This is a genomic window from Rhodocytophaga rosea, assembly GCF_010119975.1.
GTDB classification, from domain to species: Bacteria; Bacteroidota; Bacteroidia; order Cytophagales; family 172606-1; genus Rhodocytophaga; species Rhodocytophaga rosea.
On sequence record NZ_CP048222.1, the window covers coordinates 1,000,264 to 1,021,104 of the forward strand.

The 20,841-nt window shown below is 41.0% G+C and carries 16 protein-coding genes; 9 read left to right on the top strand and 7 right to left on the bottom strand.

Features of this window, described 5'->3' with window-relative positions:
* Positions 1-200: 200 nt before the first annotated feature.
* The 3 genes from GXP67_RS04355 to GXP67_RS04365 form a co-directional block, all read right to left on the bottom strand.
* Entirely contained in the window at positions 201-1,004 is an 804-nt protein-coding gene (locus GXP67_RS04355) for a hypothetical protein (protein WP_162442029.1), read from the bottom strand.
* A 252-nt stretch (positions 1,005-1,256) separates the two neighbouring features.
* Positions 1,257-1,805: a hypothetical protein gene (locus GXP67_RS04360; protein ID WP_162442030.1), complete on the bottom strand. Its 549-nt coding sequence runs from the start codon at positions 1,803-1,805 to the stop codon at positions 1,257-1,259.
* Positions 1,806-1,936: 131 nt separating this feature from the next.
* Complete coding sequence (locus tag GXP67_RS04365) at positions 1,937-2,239, bottom strand: hypothetical protein (protein ID WP_162442031.1); 303 nt, start codon at positions 2,237-2,239, stop codon at positions 1,937-1,939.
* 735 nt (positions 2,240-2,974) lie between these two features.
* Here GXP67_RS04365 and GXP67_RS04370 point away from each other — a divergent pair.
* A complete protein-coding gene (locus tag GXP67_RS04370) occupies positions 2,975-5,728 on the top strand; it encodes an OmpA family protein (RefSeq protein WP_162442032.1) in 2,754 nt (917 codons plus the stop codon).
* 120 nt (positions 5,729-5,848) lie between these two features.
* Here GXP67_RS04370 and GXP67_RS04375 read toward each other — a convergent pair whose 3' ends face one another.
* Positions 5,849-6,655 (bottom strand): MOSC domain-containing protein, encoded by an 807-nt coding sequence (locus tag GXP67_RS04375; protein ID WP_232064925.1) that lies wholly within the window; start codon positions 6,653-6,655, stop codon positions 5,849-5,851.
* Between the two features lie 152 nt (positions 6,656-6,807).
* Between GXP67_RS04375 and GXP67_RS04380 the strand changes: the two genes are divergently transcribed.
* From GXP67_RS04380 to GXP67_RS04390, 3 genes are all read left to right on the top strand, one after another.
* Positions 6,808-8,004, top strand: coding sequence for a M20 metallopeptidase family protein (locus GXP67_RS04380; RefSeq protein WP_162442033.1), 1,197 nt, complete (start codon positions 6,808-6,810; stop codon positions 8,002-8,004).
* Positions 8,005-8,196: 192 nt separating this feature from the next.
* The gene (locus GXP67_RS04385; protein ID WP_232064927.1) at positions 8,197-9,378 is read left to right on the top strand and encodes a Na/Pi symporter; all 1,182 of its coding nucleotides are present in this window, start codon (positions 8,197-8,199) and stop codon (positions 9,376-9,378) included.
* Between the two features lie 848 nt (positions 9,379-10,226).
* Positions 10,227-10,661, top strand: a complete 435-nt coding sequence (locus GXP67_RS04390; protein ID WP_162442034.1) for a T9SS type A sorting domain-containing protein — start codon at positions 10,227-10,229, stop codon at positions 10,659-10,661.
* Between the two features lie 189 nt (positions 10,662-10,850).
* Here GXP67_RS04390 and GXP67_RS04395 read toward each other — a convergent pair whose 3' ends face one another.
* Entirely contained in the window at positions 10,851-12,647 is a 1,797-nt protein-coding gene (locus tag GXP67_RS04395; protein ID WP_162442035.1) for an ABC transporter ATP-binding protein, read from the bottom strand.
* Positions 12,648-12,939: 292 nt separating this feature from the next.
* Entirely contained in the window at positions 12,940-14,349 is a 1,410-nt protein-coding gene (locus GXP67_RS04400; RefSeq protein WP_162442036.1) for an inorganic phosphate transporter, read from the bottom strand.
* Positions 14,350-15,079: 730 nt separating this feature from the next.
* Between GXP67_RS04400 and GXP67_RS04405 the strand changes: the two genes are divergently transcribed.
* The gene (locus tag GXP67_RS04405) at positions 15,080-15,574 is read left to right on the top strand and encodes a hypothetical protein (protein WP_162442037.1); all 495 of its coding nucleotides are present in this window, start codon (positions 15,080-15,082) and stop codon (positions 15,572-15,574) included.
* Positions 15,575-15,767: 193 nt separating this feature from the next.
* Complete coding sequence (locus GXP67_RS04410; RefSeq protein ID WP_162442038.1) at positions 15,768-17,621, top strand: M61 family metallopeptidase; 1,854 nt, start codon at positions 15,768-15,770, stop codon at positions 17,619-17,621.
* A gap of 76 nt (positions 17,622-17,697) precedes the next feature.
* On the opposite strand, the gene GXP67_RS04415 is transcribed toward GXP67_RS04410, so the two are convergent.
* Positions 17,698-18,360 (bottom strand): DedA family protein, encoded by a 663-nt coding sequence (locus GXP67_RS04415; protein ID WP_162442039.1) that lies wholly within the window; start codon positions 18,358-18,360, stop codon positions 17,698-17,700.
* A gap of 229 nt (positions 18,361-18,589) precedes the next feature.
* Between GXP67_RS04415 and fbaA the strand changes: the two genes are divergently transcribed.
* The 3 genes from fbaA (at position 18,590) to GXP67_RS04430 (ending at position 20,689) form a co-directional block, all read left to right on the top strand.
* A complete protein-coding gene (gene fbaA / locus GXP67_RS04420) occupies positions 18,590-19,672 on the top strand; it encodes a class II fructose-bisphosphate aldolase (protein WP_162442040.1) in 1,083 nt (360 codons plus the stop codon).
* A gap of 257 nt (positions 19,673-19,929) precedes the next feature.
* Entirely contained in the window at positions 19,930-20,277 is a 348-nt protein-coding gene (locus GXP67_RS04425) for an STAS domain-containing protein (protein ID WP_162442041.1), read from the top strand.
* Positions 20,261-20,689, top strand: a complete 429-nt coding sequence (locus GXP67_RS04430; protein WP_162442042.1) for an ATP-binding protein — start codon at positions 20,261-20,263, stop codon at positions 20,687-20,689. Before GXP67_RS04425 ends, GXP67_RS04430 begins: the two co-directional genes overlap by 17 nt.
* The last annotated feature ends 152 nt before the right edge of the window (positions 20,690-20,841 follow it).

Sequence of the window (20,841 nt, forward strand, 5' to 3'; positions counted from 1 at the left end):
GGAGGTATAATAAAACTATGAAGTAAGTATATGTACGATCCGCTTCACATTCATAGTTACATGAAATTTTCTGCAACAGCAAATACATCTTTTGAGGAAAATATAAGTTGACCAGGGCAAAAAAAGAGGGTTATGCTACAAAGTATGCATAACCCTTCTGATTGTCAACCCGAACCTATGAAAACTAGTGATTTGAAATATTAACCTAAATCCTTTCTGATAAATCCACTGAAATTAATTACCTGTTCCGGTACCAGTCCCTGTTCCACTGCCTGTACCTGAACCAGTACCCGTTCCGCTACCTGTGCCTGAACCAGAAGTACCGCTTCCGCTATTCGTGCCAGTGCCTGTTCCAGAACCAGTTCCTGATTTTTTCTGAGTACCAGTTCCAGTGCCTGTTCCACTCCCTGAAGTGCCTGTACCAGATGTTCCAGTACCAGAAGTGCCGTTGCCTGTTCCAGTTCCGGAATTACCTGTCCCACTACCTGATGTACCTGTGTCAGTATCGGTATTGGCATCAGATCCACTTGTACCAGATCCTGAAGTACCTGTACCGCCTTGGGTTCCACTGGAATTACTGCTCCCCTGTGTACCACTTCCTGATGTTCCACCTTGAGTTCCAGTTCCGGAAGTACCTGTACCTGAACTTCCATATGTACCAGTTCCCGCTCCGGTTCCGCTACCAGAATTACCTGTTGTTCCAGTACCACTTCCTGAGGCTCCTGTACCAGTTCCGGAATTACCTGTTCCACTCCCTGATGTTCCGGTTCCTGTATCTGAACCAGAGGTTCCAGTACCAGATCCACTAGTTCCTGTGCCAGAAGTCCCTGTTCCGGAAGTTCCAGTGCCCGAGCTTCCGTACGTTCCCGTACCTGCGCCGGTTCCGCTTCCTGAGTTACCAGTAGTTCCAGTACCACTGCCCGAAGCTCCTGTACCAGATCCACTGGTTCCAGTACCTGTATCAGTGTTGGCATCTGTTCCTGTACCGCTGCTGCCTGTCCCACTCATGCCCTGGTTACATCCGTAAGGTAAAATTGAGATTGAAATAATAGCAGTTGCAAAAATTCCTTTTGTAATAGCTGATTTTATTTTATTAGCAATAATGACCATGATTGATATGATTTTAAAGTGATTTGTTTGGTTAAAGAATGATTTATGTGATTAAAATTTTAATATATTTTCAAAACTGCCTTTTATAGCAGCTTGCAAGAATGTATTCAAACGATACTAACGAAATAATTGATAGTAAGTATGGATTAAACCTGTATATCCAGATAATAGCTTTTATATTTTTTAAATAAAGTGGCAGAAGCAGGATGTTTGCCAGATAATACCTTTTTCTGGCAGTTTCCAATGTCTAAATGAAATTTTTCTCTGCCCTGAAGTAAGGTAAGTCCAACGGTCCATTCATCATTTTTCAGAGTGAATGTGCGCGAATCAAACACAACATGGTTGGGCGGAAATGGATAAAAGATCACTTTGTCTTCTTTCAGTGCCGGAGCAACTCTGGCCACAGCCCGTATGGCCAGGTTTGCAGGCAAGCTATATAACTCACGAATCTGCTGGTAACAAGCCTGATGTAATTGCCATTGCTGGCTTATCTTGTGTTGTTTACCATACGACCATACAAAAAGGCAGGCGTCGGCAAATGCTTGTAAAGCAGTATCCAGCTGCTGCCGCTGTTGCGGACCGGTTATAAGTTTACAAGGAACAACAAAACCTGTTTGCCTATGTACTAAAGCCTTTTGTACGGATGAAATAATCATAATTGCCGATTCATATTTATTAATTAAATGAGCATACATAATATTGACTGCAAGGCTGATTTATATGCCTGATAAATCAAATACCAATACCCAGAAGATATATAAAAAGATAGCCGGATTACCTTGAAAAGAATGTATAGAGGTAAAATCCGGCTATCTATGTATGTTAATTATTGAGTTCCCCCAGTACCTGTTCCGCTATCGGAGCCGGAAGTACCTGTACCTGATGCTCCGGTTCCGGAAGCCCCAGTACTTGTGCTGGTGGTATCAGTTCCCATATCAGTAGAAGTAGTATCCATTTCAGAAGTTCCAGTATTCGATCCTGCATCCGTTTCGGTATCTGGTCCTCCCCCATCTGTGTTCGTTCCACTGTTACTGTTATCACATGACGACAGTAGCGGCAAGGCAAATACTGAAAGCAGGAAAGTTCCTTTTACAAAACAGGCTTTTAGATTTCTCCAATACATTTTCATAATACAAGGGTTAAGGTTATAGATGTATAGCCAGATAGCTCATTTATCCTATGCTTCAAGCCTTTATCAGCTGTTACCGGAAAAAATATCCTATAACAAAGGGCAATATTGGCTAAAACAAAGCACTGGTATATGAAATATGCAATCTGAACTATTTCTCAGAAGTTGTGTACGGGAAAAATGATAAATGGTGACAAAAAATTAATACTGAATTTAACAAATTGAGGTAAATACGTAATAAATGCGTATAAAACACATATTTTTATTAATAACACTAATTCTATATATGTTACTAGAATTAAAAATAAACGAGTTGTAGTAAAGGGTTGATAAGCATTGATTTATAGTACCATTCTATGTTGCTGACAACCGCCAGTTTGTAATAAAACCTAACAGGAACCGCTACTGCCGGAAACATCTTAAAAATTTCTGGCTTTTCTTACTTAATTCCCGGCACCCCATAAAATAGTTGTCTATATACCCCAGCTAAAAATTCCTCTCAATACCTGCTATTATATTCTATATAGCTTTCTATCAGTAATTTTAATGAAGGTGAGGAGTACATTTTAGCCTATTTTATAACCTGCCTTTTAAAGTGAGCCATCTTCAAAAAACTGTTTAGTGATTTACCCCTTATTTGCTCATTATCCTTGTTGCAGAGAGACTTACTTATTCAAGGTGAACTGTTTCAGAGATTCTCCCTTTACTTTGTCTTTCATTCATAAATCTTCGCGTATGCTATATTATTATCGTATTAAACACACAAGTCTATTTCTAAGGTCTGCCTGTGTTTTTTTGCTTCTACAGGTATGGAGCCAGTTGCTGTTCGGACAATCTGCTACACTATACCAGACCGGGTTTGATCAGCCGGACCCAGATTGGGCATGGAGCCAGGTTGATGATGCCGATATGTTCCGTCAGATCAGAAACGGCGTAATGGATATCGAACAACGGGGGCAAAACATATTCTGGACTACGCGAAAAGTAAATATGTCTGCCTTGAATTTCGAGTTAGAAACTACTTTTACCACAAAGGAAATATCTGGTGAATCTACCGGAGGGCTTGGATTTGTGCTAGCAGGCCGGGAGGAGAAATATTATTATTTTGCCATTTACCCCAAAAATGGAACCTATTATATAGGCAGTTCGCAAAAAGGACAGTGGGTAACTATTCATGGTAAATCAGATCTGTATCCTGCTCATCCGGCTGTTAAAGGATTGAACCAGTCACAAACCCTGCGTTTGCAGGCAGATGCCGCTTCTGTAGTTTTCACTGTGAACGGACAGGAAATATTCCGGTGTATACGCCGCAACCGGTATGATGACTTTCAATGGATGGAACATGTAGGTATTGCTACTATGGGTCCCCAGAAATCGCAGGTAGATTCTTTTGTTATGCGCCAGCAAAGCCCGGAAGCAAAGCCATCCGCTTCCCAAACGCCTCTTGCCACCGCCTATACTACTTCATTTGATCAAACCGACCCTACCTGGTTGTGGAGTGACTGGGATGATGCAAACATGTATCGCAAGATCAAAGAAGGCTCTTTATACATTCAACAGAAAAATAATAACTCCAGCTATTGGACCATCCGCACCCTTCCGGCAGCACCTGGTAATTTTGAATTTAATACTACGCTCACGCTCACAAAAGCCGAAGCGAGCAAAGGGGCTGGTTTGATTGTTTCATGTAATGATGCTTTGTATTACTATTTCATGGTATATCCGAAAGAAAATAATGTATGGGTAGGAAGTGAGCAAAAGGGTACCTGGAAGAGCTTTCATTCGTCGAACGGGCGTTTTCAGAATGGGGTGGTAAAAGGCTTACATGAAAAATATGTTATCCGGGTAGAGAAACAAGGGGCTCAGGTGAATTTCTTTGTTAACAATGAAAAAGTGTTTACCAGTGATATTTATACGCACTATACTGAACTGCCTTATTTTAACCAGGCAGGCATCATTACAGATGGGATTATAGAAGCCAAAGTAGATGACTTTACACTTCTGCAGAATCAAATTCCTATTCGCCTGTCGGCCGACGCAAATCAGGTGCTCACCAAAGAGAAATTGCCGGCTACCATTAACTCCACTTTTTCCGACCGCTTGCCTATTATCAGCCACGATGGAAAAACACTGTATTTTGTACGTTCCAGTGATCCGGCCAATGTTGGTCTGGATGATATATGGGTGAGTAATCTGGAAAATGGACAGAACTGGGGACAGGCAAAAAATCCTGGTGTGCCTCTCAATAACCAGTCTCACAATGCGGTGCTTTCGGTAACGCCAGATAACAATGCCATGCTGCTGATGCACCGTTACAAAACAGATGGTGCTTATAATGGTCCTGGTTTTTCGCTGTCACAGCGTTTAGCTAGCGGCTGGAGTATGCCAAAAGATGTGCTAGTAAAAAATTATTATAATCTGGCCGGCTACAATGAATATGCCCTCAGCCCAGACCGGAAAGTACTGGTACTGGCCGTAAAATGTAATGATACCCAGGGAAACCGGGATTTATATGTCAGTTTCCGGGAAACCGATAGTACATTCACAGAACCTAAGCGTATGGGAGATGTACTCAATTCATGGCGGGAAGAAATAACCCCTTTTATTGCCGGTGATGGCGTAACTATGTATTTTGCCAGCAATGGCCATCCCGGATATGGGAGTTCAGATATATTTATGTCGAAGCGGCTGGACGATTCCTGGCTGAACTGGAGTACACCAGTTAACGTAGGGCCTTATATTAACCACTCCGGCTGGGATGCCTATTTTACTTTGCCTGTACAGGGAAGTTATGCAATGGTAGTTTCTTATGATACGGATGGCGGTGATAATATTTACAAAGTTCCTCTGCCCGCTTCTATCCGGCCTGAACCAGTGGTGCTTGTAAAAGGAATTGTAAAGAATGCCAAAAGCATGCAACCTTTACAAGCAGGCGTACATTACCAGGATCTGATCACCAACCAGGAAATTGGCATTGCTCAGACTAATCCGGTAGATGGCTCATATCAGCTCATGCTGAAAGCCGGAAGGAAATATGGTTTTTCAGCAGGTAAAGAAGGCTTTTACCCGGTAAGTGAATACCTGGATTTATCGGCATTAACAGAATATAAAGAAGTGCAGCGGGATCTGCTATTATCCCCGGTTGAGAAAGGAGAAATTATCCGGCTGAATAATGTTTTCTTTGATCTGGCTAAAGCCAACCTGCGTAATGAATCTCAGTCTGAACTGGATCAGCTGGTGGCATTTCTCAAACAGCAGTCTGCCCTTAAAATCGAACTATCCGGGCATACTGATAATGTAGGAAGCGATACAGATAATCTTACGCTTTCGCAGGAACGTATCAAAAGTGTGCGTACCTATCTGATCAAAAAAGGCATTCCGGAAAGCCGGTTACAAGCCAAAGGATGTGGGGAAAGTCAGCCGCAGGCAAGTAATGATACGGAAGATGGCCGGCAGAAAAACCGCAGGGTGGAATTTAAAATTTTGTAACTATAGAAGTATTAGTAGTGAGTATAAAGTATATAGACTATTTTATAAGCTGGCAAAACAAAGACTGCTTTTGTATATTATAGTTTCTCAATACTTTGTACTCACTACTTAATACTGTTATTACTGAGCTAAAATTTCTACCTTATCCCCTAGTTGAATCTGGTTTCCTTGCCTTCCCCATAGCAGATTCTGCCCAAACAGCACTTTATTATTTATGGTGCGGTATCCGGAAAGAGTTTTTAAAGGTTCTTTACCGGCATTACCAGTTTGCTGGTCAATCGTAGTGAGTACACAGCGGGCACAGGGTTTTGCCAGGTGGAAAATAGTATCTCCAACGCGAATACTTTTCCATCGATCTTCCGCAAAAGGTATATCTGTTGTTACGACCAGGTTTGGCCGGAAACGGTTCATGGGTACTGCCTCTGGCAAACGTTGATTCAGATCATCCAGAGAAGCCTGCCCGATGAGCAGAAAAGGATATGCGTCCGCAAAGCTTACTATTTCATTGTTCTTCGCATACCGATGGTCAACTTCACGGATGGAGTTATCGGGCATATACACCAGTTTGCAAGGCATTTGTAAAGCATCACTGAACCATTCGTTGGCTTCCTGACTTACTATTACCCCCTGGCAAGTATCATCCCAAATAGTAACCGTAGCCGTTTCGTCGGTTTGGGGCAAAAACGGAATATGTAATGCAGACTTACCCATCATATCAACCTGTAAATGGCTATCATGTAAGCTCGCTTTAATTAGGGCCATTTTATGAATTTTACGCTGGGTCATAAACTGTTTTTGTGCATCCACCAGCATCCAGCGGCGGTCGAATTGTAGTCCCCTCTCCTCTATCCTTGCCGATGACAAAGAAATGCCTCCCAGGGATTTAATAGGATAAATATTTATTTCACTCAGAACAATGGCTGACATAGGTAGGTATAATATGGGCCAAGTTTAGTAATTTTGATAAAATATCACAAGAGCCGCGAAATTGATTTACGTTTTGACATACATTCAAAGGCGCTGCTCATAAAATTATCGTTTCCCATTAAAACCACCCAGTTGTATCTGTAATTGCGTACATGAATTTAGTAGCCAGAATTAAAGAATTATCAGCGGCATCTGCCAGCGAATTTGTAAGCAACCGGCGTTACCTGCATGCCAATCCAGAACTCTCCTTTCAGGAAGTAAATACCGCCAGATTCGTTGCCGAACGGCTGCGTTCCTTTGGTATCGAGCCACAGGAAGGCGTAGCAGACACCGGCCTAGTTGCCATTATTAAAGGCCAGAATCCGGAAAGTAAAACCATTGCCCTCCGTGCCGATATGGATGCGCTGCCTATCCTTGAAGCCAACAATGTTCCTTATAAATCAACCAATACAGGAGTAATGCATGCCTGCGGGCATGATGCACATACCGCTTCCTTGCTGGGAACAGCACATATTCTTAACCAGTTAAAAGATTCATTTGAGGGCACGGTAAAGCTAATATTTCAGCCTGGAGAGGAGAAAATTCCCGGAGGTGCTTCCTTAATGATCCGGGATGGCGTATTGCAGAATCCGGCTCCGAAATATATTCTGGGGCAGCATGTGGCACCCAATATTCCAGTAGGCAAAATAGGTTTCCGGGAGGGATTGTATATGGCCAGTGCCGATGAGTTGTATGTAACCGTGAAAGGCAAAGGCGGGCATGGCGCCATGCCTGATATCAATATTGATTCTGTACTCATTGCTTCTCATATTATTGTGGCCTTGCAGCAGATTGTGAGCCGGCATGCCAATCCTAAAATTCCTTCTGTGCTTTCGTTTGGAAAAGTTATTGCCAATGGGGCTACCAATGTGATTCCTGATGAAGTGTACATTGAAGGCACTTTCCGGACACTGGATGAAGAATGGCGTGCTTCTGCTCATAAGAAAATGAAAAAGATGGCAGAAGGCATTGCTGAAGCGATGGGTGCTACCTGTGAATTTACAATTATGAGAGGCTATCCTTTCCTGAAGAATGCACCAGAACTCACGAAACGTGTTAAAAGCAGGGCAACTGAGTATATGGGCACAGAAAATATAATTGACCTGGATATCTGGATGGCAGCCGAAGATTTTGCGTATTACACCCAGCATATTGATGCTTGCTTTTACCGCCTGGGCACCCGCAACGAAGAACGGGGTATTATTTCCTCAGTACATACACCTACCTTCGATATTGATGAGCATGCCCTCGAAATTGGGGCAGGGCTGATGAGCTGGCTGGCTATCAGTGAGCTTCAGCAGAAGTTGTGACGGTTAAATATATAGTATCTAATAGCTATCCAGCTTATTCAAACAAAAGGATTTTGCAGATAGTTTATTAGATAAAAGTTAAGAATAGGTTACGCATATATTAACATATCATGATGGCTTGTTAAAAGTTAACAATTGAATTTTTCATACATTAATTTTAATTAAATTTGTTACAATTAAAATGATCTATCATTGAAGCAGAATGGTATTGAAGCAGGCAAAACTCCTAAAATAAATACAACCTACATCATTATTCAGGTTTTTGCGCTGTTACTGATTACCTTTATTTTTATGCTTTCCCTGGATTTAATGAGCGTTGCGTTCAAATCTCTGGGGGCTGATATTATTGAGCATATCATTCAGGCAACATCCAATCCTTTCATTAGCTTATTTATTGGCTTGCTTACCACAGCTATCGTACAGAGCAGTTCTACAGTCACTTCTATGATTGTTGCTGTCGTAGCTTCAGGAGCCCTATCGCTGGAAAGTGCTGTTCCTATGATAATGGGTGCAAACATTGGCACCACTGTAACAAGTACCATTGTTGCCTTAGGCCATATTATTGATAAAAGAGAGTTCAGACGGGCTTTTGCTGTAGCTACCGTACACGACTTCTTTAATATTCTGGTCACCATTATTTTGTTTCCGCTGGAATATTATTTTGGCATGCTTTCCCAGCTTTCGGTACTCGTAACTGGTGCGATCATTAATTTAGGTAATAAGCCAGGTGAACTGGTAAAATTAACCATTAGTCCGGTAAGTGAGTATATCAAAAATCTAAGTAATGAGAATGGCATCTTGCTACTGATTATTTCAGTAATTTTATTATTTATTGCTATCAAGTATTTAACCGTTTTATTGAAACAGCTGGTAATTGGAGAATCACAAAAGAAGATGGATAAATATGTATTTGGTGCCCCTGGCAAATCACTTTTGTGGGGCATGGTATTAACCGGCGCCATACATTCCAGTTCTGTTACCACCTCCCTGATCGTACCTCTGGTAGCTGCAGACAAGCTTTCTGTAAAAAAAGCCTTTCCTTTTATTATGGGTGCCAATATTGGTACTACCATTACAGCCATGATTGCAGCCATCTCTAAGTCGGAGGCAGCCCTGAGTATAGCGCTGGCGCATGTATTGTTTAATGTAATTGGTGTACTTATCTTCTATCCCATTCCGGCTATCCGGAATATTCCTGTGCAACTGGCTCGTTCACTGGGCAGCCTCACCGTTAAAAATAGGCTGATTGGATTAGTGTATATTATCCTTACTTTTTTCCTGATTCCTTTTCTGCTGATTTCGCTGGTAGAACCAAAAAATAACAAGAATAAACCATCCTCTGTACAGGAAGTGCCTTCGAAAGAGGTGAGATAGTCTTAATCTGGTTCTTTGCTGGAAATTCAGCCTGTAAAATTTTTAAAAACAGTAGAATAACTTTAGAAATTAATAATCCGGCTACATATATTTAGCCGGAAATTAACCCCATCATATGCCATATTCGTTACTTGAACCTTTCTGGAAAGGTTTATTGGCATCTTTACAAATAGAATATTGGTTTCCTTTCTTGCATCCACTCTTATATCAGGAAGGATATAGAAGAGTTCTCCAACCAAGATTACAACCCCCTCGCAAACAAACCTTATTCCAGAGATATAATACGCCGCTTAGCGTGGAAAAATCTGTTGCTGATTTTTTATTCGGTTTGTATGATGCTACTCTTTATAAGTTCAAGCAAGCATTGTTTCACTATTCAGTCTGGCGGTCAAACTAGGGTACTCGGTTCACACTAAATTTAATAATTTATACAGGTTCTGGGTGGATCGGGATAGCAAGCCCGGAAATTAATTGCCAATCTATAATTTGAGAATAAAAACAGGTATTGAATACAGGAACATCTAATCCTTAATTTTTCTGCACTTTCATTTGGCCCATACAGCCTTAAATGATTCACGCCCATTTATTCCATAGCCGTTCACTGTTTAATCTATAAGCGGACAGTTAGGCATTGTTATTTCAGTATTTTTAAAAGGTGGAGTAAAGGTTTAATTTTTTTGGGGCTGCCCTACCAGCCATCCATTGATTCCTTACACCATTCATCTAGTAATATTCTTTTAGAAGTTACCTTTAGCGCCTTTTGCCTATCAAATGGTACAAAAATCACATATACGTTCACAGAAAAACTTGTAAATCAAGTGTTAAACAACAAAAAACAACTTACTCACATGAAAACTCTTTCTACTACTTACACTGCTTCTAATCGGATGCGTACTATTATTGCAGGTCTTTCTTTAGCTATTGCTGTGTTTGGGGCTGGCAGCGCTTCCGCTCAGAACGTAAAACTGACTGATAATTCCATGCTTCATATCCACACAAACGATGCTTTCAAAGTAGCTGTTTTCCCGGTTGAAAATTCATCGCTGATGAAAGTATTATTTGAAAATCCTACTCAGTCAAAAGTAACAATGTTGATCAAAAACAGCAAGAATGAAGTAGTTTATACAAAAGCAATAGGCAATGGATCGAAGTTTAACGGTAAATTTGATGTATCTCAAATGGGGGATGGCATTTATACGATGGTAATTCAAAGTTCTTCAGAAAGCTATACCAATACTTTCGCCGTAGAAACCCGTGAAGAGCGCATTGCCAAAGCTTTATAATAACCGTAATAAAAGTATACTTTTGTAAAACAGGTGAGTTTCTAAAAACTCACCTGTTTTTTTATACGCCTGCTGTCAAAAACGAATTCAATACCTGCATGCACTCTTTATAGAATTTAGTCTGATAACTACTATGCTCTTTAGTTCTGTCAATTGATGGAGCAATAGAATTAAATCCGTTTGGCGGAATCAAGAAGCAACCTTTACAGAACCTGGTTTTATACTTGAGAGAGTCCGTTCCCCGATCTGCTGGCGCCACATGGCATAATACAGGCCTTTCTGCTCCAGTAACTCCTGATGTTTGCCTGCTTCTACAATCTGCCCCTTCTCCAGAACGAAAATACGGTCGGCATGAAGTACTGTAGAAAGCCTGTGGGCAATGAGAATAGTCATATGATTAAGACTTTCGGAAATTTCCCGAACTGTTTTGCTGATTTCTTCTTCGGTAAGAGAATCCAGTGCTGAGGTAGCTTCATCAAAAACCAGCAATGTTGGTTTGCGGAGAAGAGCCCGGGCAATAGAAAGACGTTGTTTCTCACCACCAGACACTTTTACTCCTCCTTCACCCAGTACCGTATCCAGTCCTTTATCCGCCCTGGCCAGTAGATTATGCGCAGCAGCCTTGGCAAGCATATCCAGACACTGTTCATCTGTGGCATGAGGAGCTGCAAATCTGAGGTTTTCGCGGATAGTACCGGCAAATAACTGGGTATCTTGTGTAACAAATCCAATTTGTTCTCTCAATCCATTCAGGTCAATATCGCTACCGGGAACTCCGTTATACAGAATCTGTCCGGAATTTGGTGTATATAACCCAACCAGCAATTTAACCAGTGTGGTTTTTCCTGAACCCGATGGACCTACAAAGGCTATGGTCTGCCCAATCTGCATATTGAATGAGATATTAGTAAGTGCATTCTGGCTGGCCGTCTGATGTTTAAAACTGACCTGCTGGAATCCTAGTTCACGAAGCCTGCCAACAGCGACAGGTTTTTCGGGAATACGCTCTTTAGGCATCTTGAGAATCCGCTGGAAGTTTTCAAGAGATACTTCCGTTTCACGGTATATATTAATGATATTCCCTAGTTCCTGGAGCGGACCAAACACAAAAAAAGAATACAGAAAGAAAGTAAAAAACTGCCCTACCGTTAACTGGCCAATTACTACCAGATAAAGCATTAGCAGCAGAAGTCCATTCCGAAGCAGATTTACAAAGGTACCTTGTACAAAACTCAGACTCCGGATATACCGTACTTTTTTGAGTTCCAGCTTCAGAATTTTGGTAGTCGTATCGTTGAGCCGCTTGGTTTCCTGCCCGGAAAGCCCCAGACTTTTGATCAGTTCAATATTGCGCAGTGATTCTGTCGTAGAACCGGCAAGGCTGGTAGTTTGCGCCACGATGGTTTTCTGAATAACTTTTATCCGTTTACTCAGCAATGAACTTACCAGGCCCAGCAACGGCACAGATGAGAGGTAAACGACACCAAGCAGCCAGTTAACAGTAATGGCATATGTCATTACAAAAACAATTCCTACCAGTGATGTGAACAGAATATTTACAAAAGCCGCAATCAGTTTTTCTACATCTATCCGCACTTTCTGGAGGATGCCTAACGTTTCGCCACTGCGCTGATCTTCAAATACCTGAAAAGGCATATCCAGGGAATGACGTAAGCCATCTGAATAAATCTGTGCGCCAAGCCGCTGGGTGATCACATTGATAAAATAATCCTGGAAAGCTTTGGCAATCCTGGATACCATGGCAACTCCCATAGCCGCCAGTATAAGCATACCTGCTCCTTTCAGGAATATATTTACACTGTCGTAATTGCGCAGCGAACCATCCTTATTGATTACATAGCCGTCAATGATTTTCTGGAAGATATAGGGGTCTAAAAAGGAAAATATCTGGTTTATAGCTGCAAGTAATAGTGCCAATAAGACCAATCCTTTGTACTGGTTCAGATACGAATACAATAATTTCATGGAATGGAAAGATAAGACTGCTAATTAAGTTTAGCAAGATAAAAACAAGCCCGGAACAGATTGTAGTTCAGCGAAGCTAATTATTTATCAGATGATTTGTGTGTAATTGGTAATATGATTTACCAATTACCTCATATTCAGTTGCTATCAGACTAAAGAGTTGCTTACTGAAATTTAATAAAGAGGTGTAGACTATCTTATTTTTATAAAACTATCAGCCTGGTGAAATACGAAAGCTTGCTAATACTATAGTTTAGATAGCAATAAATATAAATGAAGCGGAAAGGATACTTTACAAAACCCACCGGAAGAAGATATACAACAAGCCGGATAAAGTGATAGAAACCGGTAAGGTAAGTAGCCATGCCATCAGGATATTTTTAATGGTTTTAGGCTGCAAATTTTTAATTCCTTTGCTGGCCACCATACTGCCGGCAATTCCCGACGAAAGCACATGTGTGGTACTTACCGGTAAAGCCAGAAAAGTAGATACGCCAATTGTACTGGCAGCTACCAGTTCTGCTGATGCACCCTGTGCATAGGTTAAATGTTGCTTTCCGATTTTTTCTCCTACTGTACGAACAATCCGCTTCCACCCTACCATAGTTCCAAGACCCAGTGAAATGGAGATCATAAAAATAACCCAGGTAGGGGCATAGTCTGTAAAGGTACGCAGGCTATCCACACTGCTTTTAATCAGCTGGGCATCATTCTTACTCATGGCCACCGACTCATTGTTTACCAGAAAATTCATCTCCTTGCTAATAAGCAGCACATCCCGGCGGACTTCCAGCTTTTTCTCTGAAGGAATTTTCTTACCGTCTGCAGCGACAATTGCTTGCAGGGAATCTATCCGGGAATTGGTATTGCGCAAACGCTGCCGTTCTACTACAGACAAGGAACTGGTATCAACCCTGCTTACCACCTGCTCAATATCAGCCAGATTACGTGGAATAGAATCAGGATTTATATTGTTATCCAGGGCAAAATAAGCAGGCACGATCCCAATAAGTATCAGCATCACCAGCCCTACTCCTTTTTGTCCGTCGTTGGAGCCATGAAAAAAGCTTACCAGCGTACAGGTTAACAGCAGGATACTCCTGATCCAGAGTGGAGGAGGTTTTTGTTTGTGCGGTTCTTTAAAAATCACTTCTCCATCGGTATCTTTTACCAGTCTTCTTAGGGCAAACATTAAGAAAATAGCCAGGCTGAATCCGAAAATAGGAGATAACAATAGCGAAAAGCCTATTTCAGTGGCTTTGCTCCAGTTTACAGCAGCTCCTCCGCCATCATTTTCAGGCATAAAGCTAAAAGCCAGACCAACACCTAAGATAGAACCAATCAGGGTATGAGAACTTGAACTGGGCAAGCCATAATACCAGGTACCAAAGTTCCAGGCGATGGCACTAAACAGCAGGGCCAGTACCATGGCAATGCTGTGATATACATTCTGGTCAATCAGTAGTTCTACTGGCAACAAATTTACAATACCCATCGCTACGCCAATTCCTCCGGCAAATACGCCCACAAAATTGCAGAATCCAGACCAGATAACAGCAGTCCAGGGTTTAAGGGAGTTGGTATAAATAACAGTAGCTACGGCATTTGCAGTATCATGAAATCCATTCACAAATTCAAAGGCACAGGCGGCCAGCAAACAGAAAAATAAAAGGATGAGTAATTCTAACTCTAGTCCGAACATAAGATGTATTTAGTGCGAAGTTACTCTATAGATGCTACTGTAATGTTAAGTTAATGTTAAATCAGTGTAAATAACAGATAATATATACAGAATAGTCATTTAGAGAGAGTACGGATAGTTTATATTACAAAAAAATCAAATATATTAATACTAAACTGTAATTAACTAAAAATCAATCGACAAAGTATATATTTAACAAATTTTAAATGTATGATAGATAAATTTAATTATATTTAAATAAAACTTTAATATGTTTAATTTGACTAATTCCTAGGTATACATTCTCACGTTTTAATCAATGTAATACCAGCTTAAAGATTACGTCAGGCAATGTATGGCGAAATTAATAATTTGTCTTTATTCTGGATCAACAGCAAAAAATTATCTGCCACTAATCGCCCTTTCTAATGGGTATAGTTATGTCAGCACCTGTCATTTGGTTCCCATCCATTGCCCTGGCTAATTAATTTTCCTTCATACTATTTCCTACATATGAACTCAGTAATAATACCTCATTCTGAATAGTATATAGTTACTCGCTCAATTTGCCTGGCTGCCATGTGATAATAAACCAAGAGTTAACACCTTACCCAAATTAGTTGCATCACGAACACTGTATCAGGCATATCGTGTACAAACAAATTGGCCCGAAAGGTAAATAATTTAGTACAATCGCACCCATTTTTATTTCAATATCGTAAAGCGGATTAAATCAACCAGCTTACGCATCATGAAAAACAAAATCATATGGCATTTATCAATACTAGCCATTACTTTATTTTCTGCTCATTTTTCTTACAGTCAGGAAGTAGACTCTCTGGAAAATAAGACGGAGCAACTTGCAGATACCCTCGATGCTACCGATAGTAATGTGGATGACCTGAAAATGGAAGCCGACAGCAGCCAGTCTATGCGTGAGGAGCTCAAGGAATCGGCAAAAGATACCCGCACGGATGTAAAGGCAGAAAAAGAACTTCGGAAAGCGGAAAAAGATCGTACCAAAGAAGCCAAGCGTTTGACCAAAGCCAATAAAGCAGAAGCCCGTGAAGCGAGGCGGCTGGAAAAAGCGGAGCGGCGCACGGCAAAAGAAACCCGCCGAACAGCCAAAGCCGAAGTAAAAGCAGATAAAGCAGCCCGGAAAGCGGAAAAAGCCCGGAAAAAAGTAGAGAAACAAAATCAGAAATTACAAAAAGCCAACGACAAGCTCAACGATACAAGAAATTAACCGGATGCACTGCCTTGCTACCCATGTGATGAAGCGCCTTGGGTAGCAACCTAACTAATTCTAGTTCAGAGCTTAACAGTTTTATTATTCGGGCTTATTATAAGCCAGTGAAAAGGGCGCGTCCTAAATTTTTCTGCCTATCCATTGCATCCTTTGGAATTAAAATGTAGACTTAGCATTAAATTGCCATAGTATGCCAGTAATTTTCTCCAGCTTCAGCCGGTTATATCATTCTTTATTTCTATTTGTTTTTGTTGCCAGCAGTCAGATTGTCAATGCGCAAAAAATCCAGTATGAGATCTCATTTGACAATGCAGCCCACCATGAAGCGCAGATCAATGTGAGTTTTACTAACCTGACAAACAAACCTTTAGAAGTTGTGATGAGCCGTTCTTCTCCAGGCAGGTATGCCTTACATGAATTTGCCAAGCACGTATATGCCCTGGAAGCCCGCAACAGCAAAGATCAGAAATTACAGGTATCCCGGCCCTCTCCTTATCAGTGGAATATTTCCGGTCATGATGGCACCGTACGACTTACCTATACTTTGTTTGGCAACCGGGCAGATGGAACCTATACCGGAATTAATGCTTTGTTTGCCGTATTAAATATGCCGGCTACCTTTATGTGGGCACATGGGCTGGAAAAACGTCCAATAGAAGTTCGGTTCCGCTTGCCGGAGGGCCAGCAATGGAAAGTCGCCACCCAGCTTAAATCCGAGAAAACACCTAATACTTTTTCAGCGCCTCATTTGCAATATTTCCTCGATAGCCCAACTATAGTAGGCAATTATACTTTGCGGGAATGGCTCATAACTGAAGGTGGCAAAGAAAAAACCATACAACTGGCTCTCCTTCACAACGGCACTGAGGCTGAAGCAGACCAGTATGCCAGCCTGGTAAAAAAAGTAGTAAGCGAGCAAAAGGCTGTTTATGGCGAACTGCCGGAGTATGATTTTGGAAAATATACTTTTCTGGCAGCTTATTCACCCTATGTTTCCGGAGATGGCATGGAACACCGGAATTCTACAGTTTGCACCAGCACCCATCCATTGGCTACAAACGCATTAGATAATTTAGGAACCATCTCTCATGAGTTTTTTCACGCCTGGAATGTAGAACGCATACGCCCAAAATCCCTGGAACCGTTTGACTTTGAAAGGGCAAATATGTCTGGGGAACTGTGGTTTGCCGAAGGATTTACCACCTATTATGGCAACCTGATTCTTTCCCGTACCGGTGAAGTAACCTTAGAACAATATACACGGGAGTTAGCGGCTAATCTGGATTATATGCTCAGAGCACCAGGGCGAAAATTATTTAGTGCCGTTGAAATGAGTCAGCAAGCTCCTTTTGTAGATGCGGCTGTTTCTATTGAACCGAATAACCGTTCGAATACCTACCTTTCATACTATAATTTTGGTGATATGATTGCACTTGCCTTAGACCTGAGCTTAAGAAAAGAATTCAAAAACCTAACCCTGGATGATTATATGCGGCTGGTCTGGAAAAAATTTGGTAAATCAGAAACACCCTATACCATGGCCGACCTCCGCACTACCTTAGGCGAACTCACCGGTAACCAGACATTTGCCAATACCTTTTATAGTAGTTTTATTGAAGGAAAAGAAACTGCCCCCTATAAAAGCTTGCTGGCACAGGCAGGTATGTTACTCGAAAATGCTAATCCAGGTCAGGCTTCGCTGGGGTATGTAGCCCTCCGCTTTTCTAATGAAGGAGCGCAGATTCAGTCGCCGGTACTAAGAGGAAGTCCATTATACTTAGCCGGGATGGAAAGTGGTGATATAATTTTAAGTATTGATGGCGCTAAGCCTACTCAGGAAAATTACAAGGCTTTATTACAACAGAAAAAACCAGGTGATACCCTATCAATTGTTTTCAGCCAGATGGGAAAAGAAAAGCAGACCAGCGTAAAATTAGGTACCGACGAAGCCATGAATATCGTTTTATATGAAGAAGCAGGAATGCAAGTTACTGAGCAGATAAAATCATTCCGCAAAAGCTGGCTGGGAAGTAAGAGCGAGTAGATACTAATCTTTAGTGATGAGTAGATCTTGTGTTCTGTTCTATATATTTAATCTGGGAAATGATATGGATTAATGGCTATTGACTTGTTTCATTTCCCGGCGGTTTGTTCCTTTTTTTTTTCATACCGATCAAGGTGCGGATGAGGGCAATACTAGTGATGCCAATAAAGAAGAGAATTATATATTCTACATAATCTATAATCTGTGGAAACCGCTGCCCCAGATAATAGCCGGCAACTGGCAAGGAAACTCCCCAGGCTAATGCTCCCAGCACATTGTACAAGGAAAAGGTACGGATGTTCATGTGAATGGTGCCAGCCACAATAGGAGAAAATGTACGCACGATCGGCATAAAACGGGCTAAAATCAGTGCTTTGCCTCCATATCTGGCAAAAAACACCCTCGACCGTTCCAGATATTCCTTCTTAAAAAACAGAGAATCTTTCCGGTGTTCCAGATTTTTTCCCAGCAAACGTCCAAAAAAATAGCCGGTATAACTGCCCAGAATGGCAGCTGCCACAATAGAAGAAGAAATGAGCGTAATGGAAAAATGCAATTGACCGGTACTGGCAAACAGGCCGGCCAGAAAGAGCAGGTAATCGCCAGGCAGGAAAAACGCAAAAAACATCCCGTTTTCCATATATACGATCAGCACAATCAGCGCAAGGCCGCCATAATTAATTATATCTTCAGAGTCCAGTAAAAACTTAAAAAACTCAGCTATTCCGGAAAAGTCCATACAAAATCACGTGGTTTTAGGAAGTCATCATTCCTGGAAACAAGTACGTTCGGGCAAATGATTTGTTCAAAAAGAATTGATTTCAAATACGTTGTATTGCCATTTGCGCTCTACAATATTACCAGACATTTCTTCCATTCCCAAAATCGGCTTATGATTAATTTATTAAATATTTGATAATAAGATTTTTTGCTCTACTATTGTAGTATTTTCTTCTAAACCTTATACTATGAATAATGTTGCTTCTAAATTCAGACCTGGCGTACTCACCGGTGACGACGTGCATGAATTACTGAACTATGCCAACGAAAATAATTTTGCCCTGCCTGCTGTAAATGTGATTGGAACCAACTCTGTAAATGCGGTTCTGGAAACGGCAAAAGCGGTAAACTCTCCGGTAATTATACAATTTTCCAATGGCGGCGCCCAATTTTTTGCCGGCAAAGGTTTGCCCAACGATAAACAACAGGCTTCTATTGCCGGTGCCATTTCGGGTGCCCAGCATGTACATGCCGTAGCCGAACTGTATGGGGTTCCTGTCATTCTGCATACTGACCATGCGGCTAAAAAATTACTTCCCTGGATAGACGGTCTGCTCGATGCCGGAGAAAAATTCTATGAACAGCATGGAAAACCGCTGTATAGCTCCCATATGCTCGACCTGTCGGAAGAACCGCTTGAAGAAAATGTTGAGATCAGCAAAAAATACCTGCAACGCATGAGCCGCCTGGGTATGACCATTGAAGTAGAACTAGGGGTAACCGGAGGCGAAGAAGATGGTGTTGACAATTCCGGGGTAGATAGCGCCCATCTGTATACACAGCCTGAAGAAGTTGCACATGCCTACGAAGAACTTGGCAAAGTAAGCAACCGTTTTACTATTGCTGCCGCTTTTGGAAACGTGCATGGCGTATACAAACCAGGCAATGTGCAGTTAAGACCTGAAATTCTGAAAAACTCTCAGGAATATATCCGTAAAAAATTCGGCATCAGCAGCCCTACGCCTGTCAACTTTGTATTCCACGGCGGCTCTGGTTCTCCACAGCATCAGATTCGGGAAGCTATTGAATATGGAGCAGTAAAAATGAATATAGATACTGATATGCAATGGGCATTCTGGGAAGGTATCAGAAATTATTATGAAGCTAAAAAAGGCTACCTGCAAGGCCAAATAGGCAATCCTGAAGGAGAAGACAGTCCGAATAAAAAATACTATGATCCCAGAGCATGGTTGCGTGAAGGAGAGAAAACCTTTATTGCCCGCTTAAAACAGGCATTTGAAGATCTGAATGCTATTAACCGGAATGTGTAATACATTCTGAAGTTATTATATAAAAGCGCGATCCATAGGGTTGCGCTTTTATTTTTGTAAAGATTATTTGTGTATACATATATTTTAATATATTTGTTAACAGGGCTGACCAAACAGACAGGCTGTTAAAGATCAGGCTCATACCAGAAAATCAATACTAATACGTACCGGATGCATGATATAGGCTGATAATTCCTTAAAAAATTAAATTAATTTTGCGTAACATTATTATCGCAAATCCGTAACCCAATTTGAATATGGAAATTAGCACCTTACGCGAAGACAGTTTTTGCATTATTGCTATCAATGGCGAACTGGATGCCAGCTCGTCTATTTTGTTAGACAAGGCTATAGAAAGCGTTGTGGTTCAAAATGAAGCCAATATTTTAGTTGATTGTAAGAATTTAAATTATATATCTTCTGCCGGACTAGGTGTATTCATGTCCTATCTTCAGGATTTCCAGGACAAGAATATATCATTAGTCCTTTTTGGATTAAATGAAAAAGTAAGGAATGTATTTGAAATACTAGGTTTAGATCAATTACTTACCATCGTTTTCTCTAAAGAAGAAGCAAAATCATTAGTAAATGATCCATTATTATAAATTTTTCTGTTCGAGAGAAAACCTGAAAGGAATTCGTGAATTTGTAAAAAGCGTACTACGCAATTATTCCCTTTCTGAGTTGGAAATAAACCAGATGGTGCTGGCAGTAGATGAGGTATGCGCCAACCTGATCATTCATTCACATAAATGTAATCCTGGTGATGCTATTGAATTAAGTATTAAGAACAGCAAAGAAGGTATCGAATTTGAAATTATAGATAGAGATGCAGTATACTTTGATCTGGAATCGCACAAACCCCCGGATGTCCGGCAAATGGTGAGGGAAGGGAAAAATGGAGGTGTTGGGTTATGGCTGGTGAAACAGTTTATGGACAAAGTAGAAGTAGAATACAAAGATACCCAGAGCACCTGGCGATTATATAAAGATCTTTCGTTACAAACCCGTGTATAACCCACGGGTTTTTGTTTTTAGTAGGATACTTTTCTTTTAGTACTGTGAATTTAATAAATACTCCCTCTCCATTATCCTGGCTAGCTTTTTATCTTAATTTTATTTATTTCTTACATCACAAAGTGCAAGGTATCAGACAAATATTTTAAAGA